Origin of the sequence: Xanthomonas sp. NCPPB 4037, assembly GCF_041475695.2 — a bacterium.
Classification (GTDB): Bacteria; Pseudomonadota; Gammaproteobacteria; order Xanthomonadales; family Xanthomonadaceae; genus Xanthomonas; species Xanthomonas campestris.
In genome coordinates, this window is record NZ_CM191261.1 from 3,297,792 (window position 1) to 3,316,737 (window position 18,946).

15 protein-coding genes and 1 pseudogene are annotated in these 18,946 nt (G+C 66.6%); 8 read left to right on the forward strand and 8 right to left on the reverse strand.

Features of this window, described 5'->3' with window-relative positions; all coding sequences use genetic code 11:
- Nucleotides 1-3 precede the first annotated feature (3 nt).
- A complete protein-coding gene (locus tag ACCQ01_RS14745; protein WP_228431740.1) occupies nucleotides 4-1,467 on the reverse strand; it encodes an efflux transporter outer membrane subunit in 1,464 nt (487 codons plus the stop codon).
- 105 nt (nucleotides 1,468-1,572) lie between these two features.
- On the opposite strand from ACCQ01_RS14745, the gene ACCQ01_RS14750 reads away from it, so the two are divergent.
- Together ACCQ01_RS14750 and ACCQ01_RS14755 are read left to right on the forward strand one after the other, a co-directional pair.
- Nucleotides 1,573-2,262, forward strand: coding sequence for a response regulator (locus ACCQ01_RS14750; protein ID WP_228431739.1), 690 nt, complete (start codon nucleotides 1,573-1,575; stop codon nucleotides 2,260-2,262).
- A complete protein-coding gene (locus tag ACCQ01_RS14755) occupies nucleotides 2,259-3,452 on the forward strand; it encodes a sensor histidine kinase (RefSeq protein ID WP_228431738.1) in 1,194 nt (397 codons plus the stop codon). The genes ACCQ01_RS14750 and ACCQ01_RS14755 overlap by 4 nt, the downstream gene beginning before the upstream one ends.
- A 59-nt stretch (nucleotides 3,453-3,511) precedes the next feature.
- Here ACCQ01_RS14755 and ACCQ01_RS14760 read toward each other — a convergent pair whose 3' ends face one another.
- From ACCQ01_RS14760 to rraA, 3 genes are all read right to left on the reverse strand, one after another.
- Nucleotides 3,512-4,777, reverse strand: a complete 1,266-nt coding sequence (locus ACCQ01_RS14760) for a cation:proton antiporter (protein WP_228431737.1) — start codon at nucleotides 4,775-4,777, stop codon at nucleotides 3,512-3,514.
- A 301-nt stretch (nucleotides 4,778-5,078) separates the two neighbouring features.
- Nucleotides 5,079-6,659, reverse strand: a complete 1,581-nt coding sequence (locus ACCQ01_RS14765) for a serine hydrolase (protein ID WP_487247913.1) — start codon at nucleotides 6,657-6,659, stop codon at nucleotides 5,079-5,081.
- A gap of 39 nt (nucleotides 6,660-6,698) precedes the next feature.
- Nucleotides 6,699-7,199, reverse strand: coding sequence for a ribonuclease E activity regulator RraA (gene rraA, locus ACCQ01_RS14770; RefSeq protein ID WP_042598260.1), 501 nt, complete (start codon nucleotides 7,197-7,199; stop codon nucleotides 6,699-6,701).
- A 191-nt stretch (nucleotides 7,200-7,390) separates the two neighbouring features.
- Between rraA and ACCQ01_RS14775 the strand changes: the two genes are divergently transcribed.
- Both ACCQ01_RS14775 and ACCQ01_RS14780 read left to right on the forward strand, forming a co-directional pair.
- A complete protein-coding gene (locus ACCQ01_RS14775; protein ID WP_228431736.1) occupies nucleotides 7,391-8,218 on the forward strand; it encodes a DUF72 domain-containing protein in 828 nt (275 codons plus the stop codon).
- Nucleotides 8,219-8,892: 674 nt separating this feature from the next.
- On the forward strand, nucleotides 8,893-9,840 hold the full coding sequence (locus tag ACCQ01_RS14780; RefSeq protein WP_228431735.1) for a DMT family transporter: 948 nt from the start codon (nucleotides 8,893-8,895) through the stop codon (nucleotides 9,838-9,840).
- 369 nt (nucleotides 9,841-10,209) lie between these two features.
- Here ACCQ01_RS14780 and ACCQ01_RS14785 read toward each other — a convergent pair whose 3' ends face one another.
- The 3 genes from ACCQ01_RS14785 to ACCQ01_RS14795 form a co-directional block, all read right to left on the reverse strand.
- Nucleotides 10,210-10,932, reverse strand: a complete 723-nt coding sequence (locus tag ACCQ01_RS14785) for a pseudouridine synthase (RefSeq protein WP_011037770.1) — start codon at nucleotides 10,930-10,932, stop codon at nucleotides 10,210-10,212.
- A 56-nt stretch (nucleotides 10,933-10,988) separates the two neighbouring features.
- Nucleotides 10,989-13,355 (reverse strand): putative bifunctional diguanylate cyclase/phosphodiesterase, encoded by a 2,367-nt coding sequence (locus tag ACCQ01_RS14790; RefSeq protein WP_115573250.1) that lies wholly within the window; start codon nucleotides 13,353-13,355, stop codon nucleotides 10,989-10,991.
- A 172-nt stretch (nucleotides 13,356-13,527) separates the two neighbouring features.
- Nucleotides 13,528-15,456, reverse strand: coding sequence for a DEAD/DEAH box helicase (locus ACCQ01_RS14795; RefSeq protein ID WP_228431734.1), 1,929 nt, complete (start codon nucleotides 15,454-15,456; stop codon nucleotides 13,528-13,530).
- Nucleotides 15,457-15,627: 171 nt separating this feature from the next.
- Here ACCQ01_RS14795 and ACCQ01_RS14800 point away from each other — a divergent pair, with 171 nt between their 5' ends.
- The 4 genes and pseudogenes from ACCQ01_RS14800 (at nucleotide 15,628) to ACCQ01_RS14815 (ending at nucleotide 17,544) form a co-directional block, all read left to right on the forward strand.
- On the forward strand, nucleotides 15,628-16,128 hold the full coding sequence (locus ACCQ01_RS14800) for an RNA polymerase sigma factor (protein WP_228431733.1): 501 nt from the start codon (nucleotides 15,628-15,630) through the stop codon (nucleotides 16,126-16,128).
- A gap of 30 nt (nucleotides 16,129-16,158) precedes the next feature.
- Complete coding sequence (locus tag ACCQ01_RS14805; RefSeq protein ID WP_228431732.1) at nucleotides 16,159-16,806, forward strand: hypothetical protein; 648 nt, start codon at nucleotides 16,159-16,161, stop codon at nucleotides 16,804-16,806.
- Between the two features lie 180 nt (nucleotides 16,807-16,986).
- The gene (locus ACCQ01_RS14810) at nucleotides 16,987-17,229 is read left to right on the forward strand and encodes an RNA-binding S4 domain-containing protein (RefSeq protein ID WP_228431731.1); all 243 of its coding nucleotides are present in this window, start codon (nucleotides 16,987-16,989) and stop codon (nucleotides 17,227-17,229) included.
- Between the two features lie 25 nt (nucleotides 17,230-17,254).
- A pseudogene (locus ACCQ01_RS14815) lies at nucleotides 17,255-17,544 on the forward strand (hypothetical protein).
- A 176-nt stretch (nucleotides 17,545-17,720) separates the two neighbouring features.
- Here the strand turns inward: ACCQ01_RS14815 and ubiM are convergent.
- Complete coding sequence (ubiM, locus tag ACCQ01_RS14820; RefSeq protein ID WP_228431730.1) at nucleotides 17,721-18,899, reverse strand: 5-demethoxyubiquinol-8 5-hydroxylase UbiM; 1,179 nt, start codon at nucleotides 18,897-18,899, stop codon at nucleotides 17,721-17,723.
- Between the last annotated feature and the right edge of the window lie 47 nt (nucleotides 18,900-18,946).

The following is an 18,946-nucleotide window of genomic DNA, read 5'->3' on the forward strand; positions in this document are numbered from 1 at the left end:
ACGTCAGGAAGAGGTAGGCAGGCGCACGCCGTAGAACGCCTGAAACAGGGCAATGCGGCTCAGCACGCGTTGACGTGCGGTGTCCAGGTAATCGAGTTCGGCTTGGGCGATGCGCGAGCGCTCGGCCAGCAGCGTGCTGCGGTCTTCCAGGCCGGCATCCACGCGCTTGTGCATGCGAGCAAGACGCAGTTGCTCGCGTTCGACCTGCTCGCGCGCGAGCGGCTCGGCCTGCGACAAGGTCGCGTGCGCCTCGAGCGCATTAGCGACCTCACGAAACGCAGACTCGATCGCCTGCTCGTAGGCGACCACATCGGCGCGTTTACACACCTGCGCCAGATCCAGATTGGCGCGATTACGGCCACCGTCGAACAACGGCAGATTCAGTTGCGGCATAAAGCTCCACAACCCGTGGCCTGCAGAAAACAAGCCGCTCAATCCGTCGCTGGCGGTGCCCACGCTGGTGCTCAAGGTGATCGACGGAAAAAACGCCGCACGCGCCGCGCCGATATCGGCATTGGCCGCGCGCAGTTCCAGCTCGGCTTGCTGGATATCCGGGCGTTGCAGCAAGAGTGACGAATCGAGTGCGCGCCATGCGCTCGCAGGCGCATCTGCGGCGATCAAACCCTGCAGATCGCCGGGTACCGGCGTGCTGTCGTAGCCGGCCAGCAACTGCAGTGCACGCACCGCCGCAGCATGGTTATCGTTGCCCTGCAAGGCCGCCACATGGGCCTGATCGGCCTGACGGCGCTGCGCATCGCGCTCGTCGCGCGCAATCAGCCCCACCTGATATTGCCGCTCGGCAATGGCCAGGAGCGCAGTGCTGTCGGCATCCAGCGATTGCAGTTGCTGCAGCGCCTGCGCAGCCGTGCGCTCGGCGGTGTAGGCACGCAGCACCTCGGCAATCAGGGCACCACGCGTTGCATCGCGGCCGTAGGTGCTGGCCAGGTAACGCTGCCGCGCAGCCTCGGACATCGCCTGCAGCTTGCCGAAGAAATCCACTTCGAAATTGCCGATTCCCGCGTTGGCAATCACCAGATCTTGCTGGTAACGCGCATCCAGCGCCGGATTGTCGAAATGTTGTCGTAGCTGTTGTGCGCCGACAGCGATCGCGGGCAGACGCGACGCCTGGGTGATGCCGTACTGCGCGCGCGCCTGCTCCACTTGCAGCGCTGCGCGGCGGAAATCGCCGTTGTGCGCCAACGCGCGTTCAACCAGGAGCTGCAGGTTGCGGTCTGGCGCGAAAGCCTGCAGGAATGCGCGCTCCTGCGCGTTCAAACTCACGGCAGCCGTGGCATTGGCGTCGGGCTGATCGGGCGCGGATGCAGCCTGTGGGCTGCCGAACGTGGCCGGCACGCTCACCACCGGCCGCTGATAGGTCGGCGTCAGCGAGCAACCAGCCGACAGCACGGCACTGGCGGCAACCAGGCAAACGCAAGGCCAGCGGCGCGAAATAATTTGTGGAATCATGATGTCGGAGCACAGAGCCAATCTCGACCGACATCCTCGACCTGTAGCGTCTAGGTTGTTTTCGGGAATTATCCAGATTTGATCGAGACGACAGGGCAGCACGCCATGACAGGCAAAAAGGTTCTGCTGGTGGAAGACGACGCCGATAGCGCCAGCATTTTGGAGGCCTATCTCCGCCGCGATGGCTTCGATGTGGCAGTGGCCGGAGATGGTGAACGCGCCATCCAGCTGCATCGGCAATGGGCACCGGATCTGGTGCTGCTGGATGTGATGCTGCCCAAGCTCAGCGGCATCGAGGTGCTGTCGGCGATCCGCCGCGCCGGCGACACGCCGGTGATCATGGTCACCGCCATTGGCGATGAACCGGAGAAGCTCGGCGCACTGCGCTACGGCGCCGACGATTACGTTGTCAAGCCGTACAGCCCCAAGGAAGTGGTGGCGCGCGTGCATGCCGTACTGCGCCGAAGCGTGGCCGTGCGCGCGCCGGGCGAGCCCCTGCAGCACGGTCGGCTGAGCGTGGATCCGGCCGCCGTGGTTGCCAGCGTGCAAGGCGAGAGCGGCGACAGCGTGGCGCTGGATCTGACACCGACCGAATTCAATCTGCTCGCGCTGTTGCTCAAGACACCATTCAAGGCCTTTACGCGCAGCGAATTGCTCGACGCCTGCCTGCCCGACAGCGATGCGCTGGAACGGGTGGTGGATTCGCACATCCACAACCTGCGCCGCAAACTTGAAGTGCATGGCATCACCGGCGTCCTGGTCACCGTGCGCGCAGTGGGATACCGCTTTCAATGAATGCCCTGCGGCGATTTCATGCGTGGCGTAGCCAGGCGCCGCTGTGGTGGTGGGTGGGGCTGCGCATGAGCGCGCTGGCGGTGCTGACCATGATGGTCATCGCCTTCGGCATGTGGTGCTATTTCAATCTTCGCTATAGCCTGATCCTGAGCACCGTGCCGGCTGAGCCGCGCGCGGAAATCGCCCAGCTGATCGAGCAACCCAGGGCCAACCAGGCGCGCCTGTGGGAGCTGTTCCAGCGCTATTACGACATCGAAAATTTCCTGCCCGGGCTGGCCAATCCGGACTGGTGGATGCTGGGCGCCATGATGACCATCTCGGTCCCGGTCATCCTGTTCTGCGGCCTGCTCGCATTGCGGCCGCTGTCGCGGCAATTTTCGCAGGTGGCTTCCGCAGCGCACCGGGTCAGCGACGGCGACTTCGGAGCGCGCGCGCAGGTGGTGACTGGCGCACCGGACGAGCTCACCGCCCTGGCCGACGACTTCAACACCATGAGCGGCAGGCTGCAGCAGTACGAGCGCGAATTGCGCGACTCCAGCGCGATGCTCGCGCATGAATTGCGCACCCCGCTCAATGCCGCAATGGGGCGCGTGCAAGGCATGCTGGATGACGTCTTTCCGCGCGAACCCGAGCAACTTCGGCTGGTGCATCGCCAGCTGGAGCAGATCAATCGGCTGATCGGGGATTTGCACCTGGTATCGCTAGCGCGTGCCGGCCAACTGGTGCTGGAGCCGGAAAGCGTCGACCTGCACGAGCTCGCCGCCGAGCGCATCGAGTGGGCGGGGCCCGTGCTGCGCGAGGCGCAAATGGCCATCCACTACCCCACGCATCCGCCCCTCCGCCTGCGCGCCGACCGGCATCGGCTGGGCCAGGTGTTGTCGATCCTGATCGACAACGCAGTGCGCTACGCCGCAGCCGGCAAGGTGCTGGAGATAGAGGTGCGCCGCGAAGGCTCCGGCGTGGAGCTCACCTTGGGCGACCGTGGCCCCGGGGTAGAGCCTGCACAATTACCGCATCTGCTGGATCGCTTCTGGCGCGCCGACAGCTCGCGCGCCCGGCATTCCGGTGGCAGCGGCCTGGGCCTGGCGATCGCATCAGCCATCTGCCAGGCGCACGATGGCCGCCTGGTCGTCAGCAACCGCGCCGGCGGTGGCCTGCTGGCCAGCGTGCAGTTGCCGCTGAGGCGTTGACGCGCCACCCAGCGCTCATACCGCTGCAGTTGCCTGCCACAGCAGACAACTGCGCGCCCTCACCGCGATTGCAGGCTCGGCACCGCGTCGCTCACGTGGGCGTGGCGGCGCATGATCCAGTTGAACAGCGGCGTGGCCATCAAGGTGGACAAAATCGCCATCAGCACCAGCACCGAGAACAGGCCTTGTTCGATCACCCCGGCCTGCAGGCCGATGTTGATGATGATCAGCTCCATCAGGCCACGCGCGTTCATCAGCGAACCGATCGCCATCGCGTCGCGGTTGTTTTCGCCGGTGGCACGCGCCGCCGCCCAGCAGGCCACGCCCTTGCCGATGAACGAGGCCGCCAGGATCGCCACGCCGGCCAGCATGATCTGCGGCTGCATCAGCACGCTGAGCTGGGTCTTGAGCCCCGAGTAAGTGAAGAACAGCGGCAGCAGCAACACCACCACGAACGGCTGCATCATCGCGCGCAGCTTTTCGGTCAACGCCCCCTTCGGCAGGCAGGCGCCGAGCAGGAAGCCGCCGAACACCGCATGGATACCGATCGCATCCATCGCCCAGGCGCTGAGGCAGAACAGCATCAGGATCACCGCCAACACGCCGTTGCCGAGCGGCTGATCGGGCACCACGTAATCAGACAACCGGCGCAGCAGGTGGCGCCCGACAAAAAGCATGAACAACGCGTAGGCCACGCCGCCGCCGATGGCCAGATATGCGCTGCCCCAGCTGCCACCGAAGCTCGCCAGCACCACGGCCAGGATGCACCACGCCGCGGCATCGTCGAACGCGCCGGCGGTCAGCGCCAGCGTGCCCAATGGGCTGTTGGTGAGGCCGCGCTCGTGGATGATGCGCGCCAGCATCGGGAAGGCGGTGATGGCGATGGCCGCACCCAGGAATAGCGAAGCCTCCATCAGCTTGGCCTTTTCGGAGAACAGGCCTTGCACGTTGATCAACCACGGGCACAGCGCGAACGCCAATGCAAACGGCACCGCGATGCCGGCCAACGACACGCTCATGGCACTGCGATAGCGCGCCTTGAAGTGGTCGCCACGAAAGTCGGTGCCGACCAGGAACATGTACAGGCCCACGCCGAACTGCGCGAACACGTACAGCACGTCCATGGTTTGCTTGGGAAACAGCGCCGTCTGCAGATCCGGCAACACCAGTCCGAACAGCGACGGCCCCAGCATCACGCCGGCAATCATCTCGCCCACCACCTGCGGTTGACCTACGCGCTTGGCCAGTAGACCCACCACACGGCACGCCAGCAGGATCGCGGCGGCCTGCAAAAAGAAATACACCGACATCTGCGGAGTGGTCATGCGTGGACGGCGTCCCTGAGAGTTGCGCGGATCATAGCGAGCCAGGCCGGTGGGCGATAGCGCCGACGGGCGGCGCACGGCGGCGACCTGCAAGCAGTTGCGTTCGTTACGCGACAGGCGGGCGCAACTGCGAGATACCAGTGCGGTGGCAGCCGGCGGGCCGCCACCGGTCGTTCGAAGGCCGCGCTCCGTGGCCGCTGGTAGCCACGCGACGCAGATGAGCTCGGCCGAAATCTGGTGGCTGCGTGTCTGCGCGCGCTGCGGTCCGGCGGCCCCTGCAGGGCCACCTGTGCGCGCCAGCTCACTCCTGCGCTGCCACCGGCATCAACACCAGATCCTGGAAATCGAAACTGAAGTCGGTCAATGGCGATACGGCCTCCATGCGCATCTCACGCACCTTGCCGTCGGGGGTCAGCGCGAAGTTGACGAACGCATCGGCATTCAAGGAGCGGTCGTCCCAGCGCACGATGAAGCTGTCGTGCTGCCAGTGCTCCAGCGTACCGACCAGTTGCGCAGTCTTGGCGAACTCCAGGCGCAGCCGCTTGCCGTCCTGGCGGATCACCACCTCGCCGTACCAGGGGTCGCGATAGGTCGCGGCGTATCCACTCAGCGGTAACGACGGCGCCGAGCGCTTGGCACGCGCCTGCTCATGGTGTTTCCAGCTGGTATCGGCTTCGGCATCTGCCTTTTCCACGGCCTTGGCGTAGGCGGCGGTCCAGTCGGTGGCGGGCAGCTGCAAGAACGCATCCAGCACTTGCAGCGTCACCGCGTTGAATGCCGCGCCCACCTCCTGATTGGTCAGCACCACCACGCCGAGTTTTTGCTCCGGCACCAGGGTCAGCCGCGACACCATGCCCGGCCAACCGCCGGTGTGCCACACCAGCCGATGGCCGCGGTAATCGCTCAGGCTCCAACCTTCGCCGTAGCCGGCAAAGTTGGGGCGCGCCGCGGCCAGCTCGGGCACCGCCGACTCCGGCACACTGATCGGCGTGATCATCGACCACATCTCGCGCTGCCGCTTGGCACTGAACAAGGGGGTGCCATCGGCCAGCGCGCCGCCGGCCAGTTGCACGTTCATCCACAACGCCATGTCGTGCGCACTGGAATACACCCCGCCGGCGCCGGAATTGTTGGACCAGGTCAGCGGCGCTACCGTGCGCAGCTTGCTGAAGTCGTACTTGGCATGCCCCACGGCGGCGGCATCGCCGGGTTGCAGGTGGTCGGCATTGAAGCGTGTGCCGGCCATGCCCGCCGGCGTGAAAATGCGCTGTTGCAGGAACGCAGCATAGCTCTGCCCGGATACCTGCTCGATCACTTTCTGAGCGACCGCGTACAAGATGTTGTCGTAGGCGTAGCGGTCGCGGAAGCCGCCCTTGAGCGGCACCTTGGCCAGCCGCTGCACCACTTCTTCAGTGGTGTAACTGGTGGTGGGCCAGTACAGCAGATCGCCTGCGCCCAGGCTCAAACCGCTGCGGTGCGCGAGCAGGTCGCGCACGCGCATTTCGTTGGTGACATACGGGTCGGACATGCGGAACCACGGCAGGTGCTCGATGACCCTGTCGTCCAGCGAGAGCTTGCCCTCATCGGCCAGGATCGACAGCGATGCGGCGGTGAAGGCCTTGGTGTTGGAAGCAATGGCGAACAGCGTATTGGCCTGCACCGGCGCCGGCTTGCCCAGCTCGCGCACACCGTAGCCGCGTTCCAGCACGATCTGGCCATCCTTGACGATGGCTACGGCAATGCCGGGCACATCGAACTGCTTGCGCACCCGCTCCATCTGCGCGTCGAACTGCTGCATGCCGGCCGGCAATGCAGCGGTCTCAGCGGCCAAGGTGACACCACTCGCTGTCATGCCAGCCATCGCCATCGCTCCCACCATCATCCAGGTCATCGGCTTGCTGTGCTGCTGTGTGCTCATCAATCAATGCTCCACGCCGGCGCTGTCGAGCGACAACGGCGTCGCTGCCACCACGACACCGTTCGCATCGGCATACAGCCAGTGCCCCGGGACGAAGGCCACGCCGGCAAAATTCACCGGCACGTCCACATCGCCCAGGTCGCGGCGCTCGGTGCGGCGTGGGCACGCCGCCAACGCCAGCACCCCCAACGGCAAGCCGGCCAGGATCTCCACGTCACGCACGCACCCGTGGATCAGCACGCCGGCCCAGCCATTGGCCACCGCCTGTGAGCCGATCTGGTCACCGAACAAAGCGTGCCGCAAGGAGCCTTGCCCATCGACCACCAGCACGCGCCCGTCGCCAGGCGTGGAAGCCAGCTCGCGTATGCGCGAGTTGTCCTCGACACAGCGCACCGTGGCGATCGGCCCGGAAAAGGTGGTGCGCCCACCAAAGTGCCGAAACAGCGGTTCGGCGACCGCTACCTCGGGAAAGCGGTCGCAAAGATCGGGGGTGGTCCAGGTCATGACAACGCTCCGGCAAGGGGAGCCCGATGGTAGCCGGCTGCCAGCGACAGAGCATCCTCAGGCACTGGTTGCACGCCGCAAGGTATCCGCTGTCGCCAGCGTCTTGCGGCGGCGTCGGTATCATCGGTCACTTGCAGCGATCACAGTTCCGGCGCATCGCGGCATCCCCCCTCGCCACTGCGGAGCCCGCCATGACCGATCTGTTCGCTGCAGCGCCCCCTGCCCTGGAAGGCATCCATGTCGGCATTGGCGGCTGGGTGTACGCACCGTGGCGCGCCGGCATGTTCTACCCCGAGGGCCTGGTGCAGCGCCGGGAGCTGGAATACGCCAGCCGCCATGTCACCGCCATCGAAATCAACGGCACGTACTACGGTGCGCAGAAACCGGCGACCTACGCAAAGTGGCGCGACGAGGTGCCACCGGGCTTTGTGTTCTCGGCCAAGGCGCCGCGGCGTATCACCCAATCACGCACGCTGGCTGGCACCGGCGCGCAGGTGGAGGACTTCATCGGTGGCATTGCCGAGCTCGGCGACACACTCGGGCCGCTGGTGTGGCAATTCGAGCGAGGCCATCGCCTGCGGCCCGATGACCTGGAGGGGTTCCTGTCGCTGTTGCCCAAGCGCGTCGGCAGCCGCGTGCTACGGCACGTGCTGGAGATCCGCGACCACGACGCCGTGGATGCCGCGCTCATCGCGCGGGTGCGCCAACATGGCGTGGCCACGGTGTTCACTGATTCTGACGAGCACCCCTCGTTTGCCGATCTCTCCACGGATTTTGTTTATGCACGGCTGATGCGCAGCCAGGCACGCCTGCACACCGGTTATCCGGCACCGGCGCTGGCGCAGTGGGCCGAGCGCATCCAGGCCTGGCGTCGTGGCGAAGACCCGGCCGATCTTCCGCATGTTAGCGATGCACCGGCACCGGCCACTGTGCGCGAGGTGTTCGTGTTCTTCATCAGCGCAGCCAAGGAGCGCAATCCGGCTGCGGCGATGGCGCTGCTGCAGGCGCTGGGACGCTAGCGGCGCGCGAGGCGCTGCGGCGCAGTTCAGGCATTACGGGTGCGGTCGTTGTGCCAGCGGCCGGCCGCTACACGCGCGGCAACGGCAACGGCCACTGTGCGCGAGATGCGCTGGCCTTTCATCAGCTCGCCTGAGCAACGCAACCCGGCGGCGATAATGGTCCCTCTTCAGGCAATGGACCGCTAGCGGAGCGCGAGGCACGACCGCGCAGGTCTGGCGCGACGGTTGCGTCCGGTGCGTCAGTGGCCGGCCCGCTGCACGCGCGGCAACGGCAACGGCCACTGTGCGCGAGATGCCCTGGTCTTTCATCAGCTCGCCTGAGCAACGCAACCCGGCGGCGATGATGGTCCCTCTTCAGGCAATGGACCGCTAGCGGAGCGCGAGGCACGACCGCGCAGGTCAGGCGCGACGGTGGCGTTCGGTGTGCCAGCGGCTGGCGCGCTACCGCTGTGGCGGTGGTTGCATCTGCGATAGCTCCAGAGAAACCCGATGACACTTCTGCAGTACCGCGCGCAACGCCTTGGGGCCGAAGACACATGCCGCTACAGGCTTGGCCTTGACTCAGCCTGCGCCGCCTTTGCAGACAACTCGACGTCCGCTTCCGTAGTCCTGCGCGCACCGCTTTGGAGCCAACAACACGTAGGCCAGCCCAGCGGTTTCGGCGACAATGGCGCATGCCCATGTCCGACCTGCGCAAAGCGCAACTGCAAATCCACTTCTGCGTGCTGCTCTGGGGCATCACCGCGATCCTCGGCAAGCTGATCACGCTGCAGGCGCTGCCGTTGGTGTGGTGGCGGATGCTGATTGTGGTGGTGGCGTTGTTGCTGCTGCCGCGCGTGTCGCGCGGGCTGCGCGCGATGTCGGTGCCGGTGATGCTGGCCTATTGCGGCATCGGCGTGCTGGTGGCGCTGCACTGGCTCACCTTTTACGGCGCGATCAAGCTGGCGAACGCTTCGGTGGCGGCGACCTGTATCGCATTGGCGCCGGTGTTCACCGCGGTGATCGAACCCTGGGTGGCGCAGCGCCCGTTCCGGCCGCGCGAGCTGCTGTTCGGGCTGGCGGTGTTGCCGGGCGTGGCGCTGGTGGTCGGTGGCGTGCCCGATGGCATGCGTGCCGGCGTGGTGGTCGGCGCGGTCTCGGCGGTGTTCGTCGGCCTGTTCGGCTCGCTCAACAAACGCATGGTGGCGCACGCGGACCCGCTCACCGTCACCGCGCTGGAACTGGGCGCCGGCACGCTAGCCCTGACGGTGCTGGCGCCGGCCCTGCCACTGGTGCTGCCAGCCCTGCATGGCGATCTGCTGGTGCTGCCCAGCCTGCACGATGGCGTGTTGCTGCTCGGCCTCTCCCTGGCCTGCACGCTGCTGCCGTTTGCCCTGGCGCTGGTCGCTCTGCGCCACCTCAGCGCCTATTCGGTGCAGTTGGTGACCAACCTGGAGCCGGTCTACGCGATCGTGCTGGCAATCGTGTTGCTGGGCGAACAACGCGAACTGACGCCGCTGTTTTACCTCGGCGTGGCGATCATCCTGGGCGCGGTCTTCCTGCATCCGGTGCTGGAGCGGCGCCGCAAGGTGGTGCATCCCGAATTGCTGGGTACCGCCGAGGCGAAGAACATCGTCGATTGATCGGCGACGCCGAGCGGCCATGTTTTACGTAGGAGCGCGCTCGCGCGCGAGGAGCTTGACCGGGAACGCCTCATCGCGCGCAAGCGCGCTCCTACGGGCACCGAACCTTCTGAGTGTCTGCACCGCCAAAGTCATCGCAGTACCAATTCGCACGACAGGCTCAGCACGCGCTGCGCACCAGCGTCCTAATGCGTCAAACACCCGGCTGTTGTAGGAGCGCGCTTGCGCGCGAGGGGCTTTATCGGTAACGCCCCATCGCGCGCAAGCGCGCTCCTACGATGAGCATTCCAGATGATGCATCGGGACGCGTCCAAGCGACGATCAAACTGCGCCAAGCAGCAACCGCTCCAACACGCTGCCAAGCCACACTCACCAATCAGTACGCTGCGGCAATAACCCCTGCAATTCCTGGTCGGTGAGATTGCGCCACTGGCCGGGCTTGAGCGCGGCCAGCTTGATGTTGTCGATGCGCACGCGGCGCAGTTGGGTCACGCGGAAACCGAACGCCGCGGCCATCAGGCGGATCTGCCGGTTCAAGCCCTGCTCCAGCACGATGCGGAAGCCGAACTTGGCGATGCGCGCGGTACGGCACGGCAAGGTGGTTTCGTCATGCAGGCGCACGCCGCGGGCCATGCCGCGCAGGAATTCGTCGGTGACCGGCTTGTTGACCGCGACCAGGTATTCCTTCTGGTGGCGATTTTCCGCGCGCAGGATCTCGTTGACGATGTTGCCGTTGCTGGTCATCAGGATCAGCCCTTCGGAGTCCTTGTCCAGCCGGCCGATCGGGAAGATGCGCTGCTCGTGGCCCACGAACTCCACGATGTTGCCTTTCACCGAACTCTCGGTAGTGCTGGTGATGCCCACCGGTTTGTTGAGTGCGATGTACACGTGGCGCCGGGTACCAGGCTTTTTGGCCTCGCGCACGCGCAGGGGCTGGCCGTCCACCAGCACGGTGTCGTCTTCGCCGACCACCGCGCCGGTGCCGGCGATCACGCCATTGACGGTGACGCGGCGTTCGCCGATCAGGCGGTCCGCCTCGCGGCGGGAGCAGAAGCCGGTTTCGGCGATATGTTTGTTGAGTCGGGTCGTCATCGGCGGATTATCGGCGATTGCGGCGCCGCGCGGGCCATTGCGTGCGTCAGGACCGCTCAGGAGGCAGCCAGGCTGGGCAGCGGCACATGCAGCAGGTCATCCAGCGGGCATGGCCGGTGCAGGCTAAACCCTTGCACCTGGCCGACCCCGGCCTCGCGCAGGCCGGCGATGTCGGCCTCCGATTCCACGCCCTCGGCCACCACCTCGATCCCCAGCGCCAGCCCTACCTGCGCGATCGAATGCACGGTGGCGCGGTCCACGGCGTCATGCGCGTAATTGCGTACGAAGCCGCAGTCGATCTTGAGCACGTCCACCGTAAATTGCTTGAGATAGCCGAACGAGGCCAGGCCGCTGCCGAAATCATCCAGCGCCACATGGCAGCCGCGCGCACGCACGCTCTGCACGAACCGCTGCGCGTGCTCCAGATCGCCGATCACCGCGGTTTCGGTGATTTCCAGGCACAGCTTGGCCACCAGCGCCGGGTAGCGTTCGAACAAGGCACAGACAAAATCCAGGAAGTCGCGTTGCGCGATCGACTGCGCGGACAGGTTCACATGGCACAGGTCCAGGCTCGCCACATGCGCCGGATTGGCCGACAGCTGCGCACAAAGGGTTTCCAGCACGTGCGCATCCACCATGCGGCCCAGGCCGTAACGTTCCACCGCCGGCAGGAATTCGCCAGGGCTGAGCACGCGCCCGTCGCGCGTGCGCATGCGCACCAGCACTTCGTATTGCACACGCCCCGGGTCGCTGAGCACCTGGATCTTCTGCGCGTACAGCAGCAGCCGGTCTTCGGCGATGGCCTGTTGCACCGCGCTGATCCAGCCGCCGTCGTGGCGCCGCCGCGCCATCGCCAGATCGGTCTCGCCGAAACTGCGGATGCGGTTGCGGCCTTCTTCCTTGGCCGCATGGCAGGCCAGGTCGGCCGCGGTCATCAGCAGGTTGACGTCGTCGGCCCCCTGGCGGATCTCCACCACGCCGAAACTGCAGCTCGGGGTCAGCGGCCGGCCGCCCTGGTGGCTCCACGGTTGGCCAAGCACGCCATGCATCCGCTCCAGCAACGTGTGCGCATGCGCCAGGTCGGTGTTGGCCAGCAGGATCGCGAACTCGTCGCCGCCCAGCCGCCCCAGCCAGTCGCCGGGGCGCAGCTGCATGGTGATCACGTCGGCGAAGTGGCACAGGAACTTGTCGCCCACCGCATGCCCGAAGGTGTCGTTGACCAGTTTGAAGTGATCCAGGTCCACGAAGCACAGCGCGTGGCACAGCTGCGGTGACTGCGGCGGGTCGATCAGGCGTTGCAGGCGGCGCTCGATCTCGCGGCGATTGATCAGCCCGGTGAGCGCGTCATGGCGCGCGTGATAGGCCACTTCGTCGGCCAGTTCGTGCGCCTGCGAGACATCCTCGATCACCGCCAGCACCAGGCTTGGCTCCTGCGGCCCCGGCTCCACCAGCGAGGCACTCCAGCGCCCCCACAACACGCCGCCATCGGAGCGCAGAAAGCGCAGCTCGCCGGCCTGCATCAGCCGCGGCCAGTCGATCAGCCCGCGGCTGTCCAGCACGATGTCGTCCGGATGCATCACCTCGGCCAGCGTGCAGGCCCGCAAGGCCTCTGGCGGGTACTGCAGGATATTCGCCAGCGAGGCGTTGGCATCCAGCACGCGCCCGCTCAGGTCGAACTTCACCATGCCCAACGCGGCATGCTGAAACGCGGTGCGGAAGCGGCCTTCGTGCGACATCAGGTAGTCGCGGGTGCGCCGGATCGCCAGCACGCAGGTGCTCAGCACCAGCAGCAAGGTGGCCAGGCTGCAGGTCACCATCACATCGTGCAGCATGCGCGCGCAGCGGGTCAGCAAGGTCAGGAACTGGGCGGCATCGCGCCGCATGCGGCCGTCCAGCAGATGCAGTTCGGCACGCAAGGACTGCAGCGCGCGCGCGTCCGGCGTGCCAGTGGCCTGGGCGGAGGCCGCCCGGTCGGCCAGCAGGCTCAGATGCAGGATGTCGCCATCGGTGTGCTTCCACAGCGCAATTGCGCTGCCCAGGTACGGCAGGCGCTGCCCATATCGGTACAGGCGCACCATCTGCGGCATGTCTTCACGGGCATTGCGGCCGGCCGCCAGACCGGCATAGACCTCGGCCCAGTCGATTGGCGAGGCATCCACCGCCAACCGCGCCGCGCGATCGCCCAACGGCACTTCCAGTGCGCGGCAGGCCGCCTGCAGATCCGCCGGATCGGCGCTGCCGAGGTAGCGCTCCAGCCAGTACACCGATTCCTGCTGGGCCTTGGACCAGTGGCTCTCGCCAATGATCCAGCTGGTGGCACCGGCCTGGACCTCGATCACCAGTGCCGACAGCACCGCCATGCAGCCGGTCAGCACGATCAACAGCGCCAACGGCAGCGTGAGCCAGCCACGCACCGTCTGCATGGTCCCGCCACCTGTGCCTCGTGCCGTCTGCGCTTTCGCCATCACCGTCCACCGCTGCCCAATGCGTTTCAGGCGCCCAGTGGGCGCCTGAAGGCAGTAACGGCAGCAATGGCAGAGTCTGTATGGCAGCGTCCGCTTAGCGGACGCCGCGCACAGGCACGCTCAGGCGCGCTTACTCGCTGCGCGGGCCACGCGGCTTGGGCGGACCCTTGCGGTGCGGCGCGCCGGCGCGGTCCATCGGCCGGTTGGGCCGGCCTGCCGGCTTGGGGCCACGCGGGAACTTGGGCTTGGACGCCGCCGCAGCGGCCGCCTCGCCCTCTTCCAGCTTGCGCATGTTGAGCTGCTGGCCCGACACCCAGACCTTCTTCAGGTGCGTCAGCAGTTCGCGCGGCATGTCGGCCGGCAGGTCCAGGATCGAGTAATCGTCCTGGATGTCGATGCGGCCGATGTAGCGGCTTTCCAGGCCGGCTTCGTTGGCGATGGCGCCGACGATGTTGGCCGGCTTCACGCCATGGGTGTGGCCCACTTCGATGCGGTAGCTCTCCATGCCGAACTCCGGCTCGCCGCGCGGCGCACTCGGCTCACGGCGCGGACGCTCGGCGCCGGCGTCTTCACCATAGGCCGGGCGGTCCAGACGCGGCGGACGTGCACCACGCTCGCCGTCTGGCGCACGCGGGCCACGCTCGAACTTGGGCTCGAAGCGCGGGCGCTCGCCACGGTCGGCGCGGTCGTTGCGCTCACGCGGTGCGAAGTCTTCGCGTGCGCCACGCACCGGCGGAGTCAGCAGGAACGGGGCATCGCCCTGCAGCAACTTGGCCATTGCCGCGGCGATATCGATCGCCGGCACGTTGTTCTCGCTCTCGTAGCGCTGCAGCAGATCGCGATACATCTCGATCTGACCGCCGGCCAGGGTCTCGGTGATGCGGGTCATGAAACGCGCCACGCGGGTGTCGTTGACCGCGTCCACGCTCGGCAGCTGCATCTCTTCGATCGGCTGACGGGTGGCGCGCTCGATTGCGCGCAGCATGCCCTTCTCGCGGGGGGTGACGAACAGGATCGCGTCGCCGTTACGGCCGGCACGGCCGGTACGGCCGATACGGTGCACGTAGCTTTCGGTGTCGTACGGAATGTCGTAGTTCAGCACGTGGCTGACGCGTTCCACATCCAGGCCGCGCGCGGCCACGTCGGTGGCGACCAGGATGTCGAGCTTGCCGTCCTTCAGCTGTGCGATGGTCTTCTCACGGGCGGCCTGCTGCATGTCGCCATTGATGGCGGCCGCGGCCAGACCGCGCGCCTGCAGCTTTTGCGCCAGCTCTTCGGTAGCGGCCTTGGTGCGCGCGAAAATGATCATGCCGTCGAACGGCTCGACTTCCAGGATGCGGGTCAGCGCGTCCAGCTTGTGCAGGCCGCTCACCCACCAGTAGCGCTGGCGGATATTGGCCGAGGTGGTGGTCTTGGCCGCGATGGTGACTTCGGCCGGGTCCTTCAGATAGGTCTGCGCAATGCGGCGGATCGCCGGCGGCATGGTCGCGGAGAACAGCGCCACCTGGCGCTTTTCCGGCAGCTTCTTCAGCACGGCTTCGACGTCGTCGATGAAGCCCATGCGCAGCATTTCGTCGGCTTCGTCCAGCACCAGCGTCTTCAGCTGCGACAGGTCCAGGGTGCCGCGGTCCAGGTGATCGATCACCCGGCCCGGGGTGCCCACCACCACGTGCACGCCGCGCTTGAGCGCGCTGAGCTGCTGGGCATACGGCTGGCCGCCGTACACCGGCAGCACGCGGAAACCGGGGATGGCTTCGGCATATTTCTGGAAGGCTTCGGCCACCTGGATGGCCAGCTCGCGCGTCGGCGCCAGCACCAGCGCCTGCGGCTTGACCTGGTTCAGGTCGGCATTGGACAGCACCGGCAGCGCGAACGCGGCGGTCTTGCCGGTACCGGTCTGGGCCTGGCCGAGCACGTCGCGACCGGCCAGCAACGCCGGGATGGTGGCGGCCTGGATCGGCGAAGGGGTCTCGTAGCCGACGGCGGCAACCGCCTTCATCACAGCATCTGAGAGGCCGAGGTCTGCAAACAGCAGCGGCGCGGAAGATTCTTGGGTCATGGGTAACTCCGGAGGCGCCGCACGGAGCCGGCAGGCGCAAAGCAGCATAGTGTGCGCCCAGAAGGCCCCTGCTGTCGAAGGTTCGTGACAGTTTGTTCAGGTTGTGAGGATTTTCACCTCCCGGCGAATCATCCAGACATGCCCTCCTCACCCACCCACGCCGCCGTCGCCATGCCCCAGCAAACAGACCTGCACGCCCGCTTCAATGCCCTGCTGCAGCAGCACCGCGGCATCGTGCTGAAGGTTGCGGCGAGCTATTGCCGGGATCCGGATGACCGCGCCGATCTTGCCCAGGACATCGCCACACACCTGTGGCGGGCCTTCCCCAGCTACGACCCGCGCCGCCGCTTCTCCACCTGGATGTACCGCATCGCGTTGAACGTGGCGATCAGCGACCTGCGCAGCCGCCGGCATGCCCCTGGCGAGGTGATCGATGTGGGCACGCTGGTCGACAGCATTGCCGACCCGCATGCCCGCGACCCGGCGCGCGAACACCAGCTCACCGCGCTCTACACCTTCATCACGCAGCTGCCACGCCTGGAGCGCGCGTTGATGCTGCTCTACCTGGACGACCACAGCTACCGCGAGATCGCCGATGTGCTGGGCATCAGCGAAACCAACGTGGCCACGAAGCTCAGCCGCCTGAAAGCGCGCATCCGCGCCGAACTGTGACCTTTCCCCTTGCGCAACCGGAGCAACCCCATGGAACTGGATGACATGAAACATGCCTGGCAGACGCTGGAACAGCGCCTGGATCAGCAGGCTGCACAGACCGGGCAACTGCTTGGTGTTGTGCATGAAGAGACGGTGCGCAGCAGCCTGCGCCCGCTCTGGGTCGCGCAGACCGCGCAATTGCTGTGCGCGCTGGCACTGGCCATTGTGAGCGCACGCAGCTGGATTCCCCACGCGGATCAGCCCGTGGCGGTCATTGGCGGCGTGCTGCTGCAGGCCTGGTGCATGGCATTGGCGATCTCCGCGATGGTGCAGTTGCAGCTGCTGACACACCTGAATGTCGCAGGGCCGCTGCTGCGTACGCAACACGCGCTCGCCAGGTTGCGGCGCTGGCGCACGCGCGTGGTGCCGTGGCTGGGCGTGGCGTTCTGGGTGCTGTGGGTCGCCGTGGCCGACGCGCTCTGGCGCGCCCTCACCGGCCAAACTCTGCCGACCGATTGGCTGGCGCTCAACCTGCTGGTCGGCGTGGCCGGCGGCATCGGCACCTGGCTCGGCTTTCGGCGACTACAACGCGCGCAACATCCGTGGCTGGAACGCATCGATCGCACGCACGCCGGCACCGGCGTCATCCGCGCCGAACGCATGCTGGAAGAGATCGCACGCTTCAAGCGCGACTAGCGAGCGACGGGCGACCTGCACCACGCACTATGCAGCGCCCACCGCGCCGCGACCTGCAGCCCTTAGTTGATCGAGCGACCTCGCGCACAGAACGCCTCGGCGGTAGACCCACGTCATTGCGGTGGTGTTGCCAGTCGCTCCAGGCGGATAATCGCTCCCCTCCCTGTCACCGAGCACACCATGCAATTTCTGGAATTCGACCTGGACGGCGAGTACATCGAGCTCAACCAGCTGCTCAAGCTGGCCGGCATCGCCGACAGCGGTGGCCAGGGCAAGGCGATCGTCGCCAGTGGCGCGGTCAGCGTCGATGGTGTGCAGGAGCTGCGCAAGACCGCAAAGATCCGGCCGGGCCAACTGGTGCAGTTGGACGATGTGGAGATCCGGGTGCTGGCGATAGATCCAGAGGCGGACCCGGCGGAATGACGGTGGGCCGGTGAGCTGATGCACCATCGCGCGCTCGGCCGACGACCCGGAGCGCGATGTCTGCAGTGTTTCGATTGCGGCCGATTCGGCCACACCGCTCTGGTTCGAACAGTCGCTTCGTGGTGTTCACGCGGAGCGTGACGGGGGCAGCATGCGTGCCTTGCATCCGCTGGAAGGCTGACGCGGCATTGACGTGCGGACGTGACCAAGGCCGGTTGCGCCTGGGTGACTCCACTGCTGGAAGCGGTGCTGCGCAGTGGCGATGCGCGCACCGCGATCAATGCGATCCCTGCACGTGTGAGCGCGCCCGCCTGACTGCAGTGCGGCTGATGCAAGCCGCCCTGATCGCAGTCTGCGTGCTTGCCACGCCGGCATTCCCGACGCAGCGGATGCCGTCCTGCAACACCACGCATCGGACGCCGTTGCAAGGCGACGCAAAATGATGACAGCGCAACGCTGCATGCGTTGCTTGCCGCTGCCACTTCACCGCCTCAAACGCTCCGCTGGGTCAGATGCGCTGCAATCGCCTGCTTGAACGGCGCCACCGCATTGGCCGCACGCAAGGCGCCACGTCGCAGCAAGCGGGCCGGCACACGATCGTCGGTGTACAGCGCGGCCAGTGCATTGGTTGCTTCATACAGCGGGCGCGTCGCCAAACGATGCGCCCGCGCATATCCCTGCACGACCGCTGCGGCACCGATATCGCCACCGCGCGCGGCCGCGGCCAGCACGCGCTCGGCCAGACGCGCCTGGCTTTGCAACCCGAAGTTGAAGCCGTGCGCAGTGACCGGGTGCATGCCCACCGCCGCATCGCCGATCAACGCCGCACGCTCGCCGGCAAACTGTTGTGCATAGGTTGCGATCAACGGATACGCATGGCGGCTGCCGTCCTGCTGCATCAGGCCGAGCCGGTGTTCGAAGGCATCCGTCACCGCCGCGCCGAACGCGCGCGCGTCCATCGCCAGCAAGGCCTCGACCTGGCGTGGCGGCAAAGTCAGCACGGCGCCAGCGCGGTCGCCCTGCAGCGGCAGCAAGGCCAGCGTCTTGCCATAGCCAAACCACTCCCAGGCGGCGTGGTGGTGCGGCACTGCATGGCGCATGCGGCACACCAGCATGGTCTTGCCGAAATCGCGCAGCTGCGCGCCGATGCCAAGCAACCGCCGCGTGCTGGAAAACCGGCTGTCGGCTGCAACCAGCAGCCGCGCCGACAGCCGCGCCCCATCGGCGAGCTCCACACACACACGCGTGGGCGTGTGCTGTAGCGCGCGCACGCGATGACCGCAGCGGATCTCCAGCCCCGGCTGCGCCTGCACGGCCTGCCAGGCGGCGCGGCGGATCAGATGATTGGGCACCAGCCAGCCCAGGTCGCCGGCCTGCCGCGAGGCGGATGCGAAAGTCAGCGCAAACGGTGAATGGCCATCCATCACCCGCGCATCGCGCAGTGGCGAGATCGCATCGGGCGGCACGTGCTGCCAGAGGCCACCTGTTTCCAGCAAGGCGCGCGATGCATGCGTCAGCGCGATCTCGCGTCCATCGAAGGCCGGATCGGCGAGGTGTTCGCGCGATTGCTGGTCGATCAACGTGACCGATAACCCGCTGCCAGCCAGCGTCCGTACGAATGCCAAGCCAACCGGCCCGGCACCGATCACCGCGATATCCACCGTCTGCATGCTGTACTCCGCGTACTGCGAGGCGCACAGTCTACGAGCGGCCGTAT

Excerpts from the sequence above, each read along its gene's own strand:
- ACCQ01_RS14795 (WP_228431734.1), bottom strand. The coding sequence starts at position 15,456 with ATGACCCAAGAATCTTCCGCGCCGCTGCTGTTTGCAGACCTCGGCCTC.
- ACCQ01_RS14755 (WP_228431738.1), top strand. The coding sequence starts at position 2,259 with ATGAATGCCCTGCGGCGATTTCATGCGTGGCGTAGCCAGGCGCCGCTG.
- ACCQ01_RS14785 (WP_011037770.1), bottom strand. The coding sequence starts at position 10,932 with ATGACGACCCGACTCAACAAACATATCGCCGAAACCGGCTTCTGCTCC.
- ubiM (WP_228431730.1), bottom strand. The coding sequence starts at position 18,899 with ATGCAGACGGTGGATATCGCGGTGATCGGTGCCGGGCCGGTTGGCTTG.
- ACCQ01_RS14745 (WP_228431740.1), bottom strand. The coding sequence starts at position 1,467 with ATGATTCCACAAATTATTTCGCGCCGCTGGCCTTGCGTTTGCCTGGTT.
- ACCQ01_RS14760 (WP_228431737.1), bottom strand. The coding sequence starts at position 4,777 with ATGACCACTCCGCAGATGTCGGTGTATTTCTTTTTGCAGGCCGCCGCG.
- ACCQ01_RS14780 (WP_228431735.1), top strand. The coding sequence starts at position 8,893 with ATGCCCATGTCCGACCTGCGCAAAGCGCAACTGCAAATCCACTTCTGC.
- ACCQ01_RS14775 (WP_228431736.1), top strand. The coding sequence starts at position 7,391 with ATGACCGATCTGTTCGCTGCAGCGCCCCCTGCCCTGGAAGGCATCCAT.
- ACCQ01_RS14810 (WP_228431731.1), top strand. The coding sequence starts at position 16,987 with ATGCAATTTCTGGAATTCGACCTGGACGGCGAGTACATCGAGCTCAAC.
- ACCQ01_RS14800 (WP_228431733.1), top strand. The coding sequence starts at position 15,628 with ATGCCCCAGCAAACAGACCTGCACGCCCGCTTCAATGCCCTGCTGCAG.
- ACCQ01_RS14805 (WP_228431732.1), top strand. The coding sequence starts at position 16,159 with ATGGAACTGGATGACATGAAACATGCCTGGCAGACGCTGGAACAGCGC.
- rraA (WP_042598260.1), bottom strand. The coding sequence starts at position 7,199 with ATGACCTGGACCACCCCCGATCTTTGCGACCGCTTTCCCGAGGTAGCG.
- ACCQ01_RS14750 (WP_228431739.1), top strand. The coding sequence starts at position 1,573 with ATGACAGGCAAAAAGGTTCTGCTGGTGGAAGACGACGCCGATAGCGCC.
- ACCQ01_RS14790 (WP_115573250.1), bottom strand. The coding sequence starts at position 13,355 with ATGCAGACGGTGCGTGGCTGGCTCACGCTGCCGTTGGCGCTGTTGATC.
- ACCQ01_RS14765 (WP_487247913.1), bottom strand. The coding sequence starts at position 6,659 with ATGATGGTGGGAGCGATGGCGATGGCTGGCATGACAGCGAGTGGTGTC.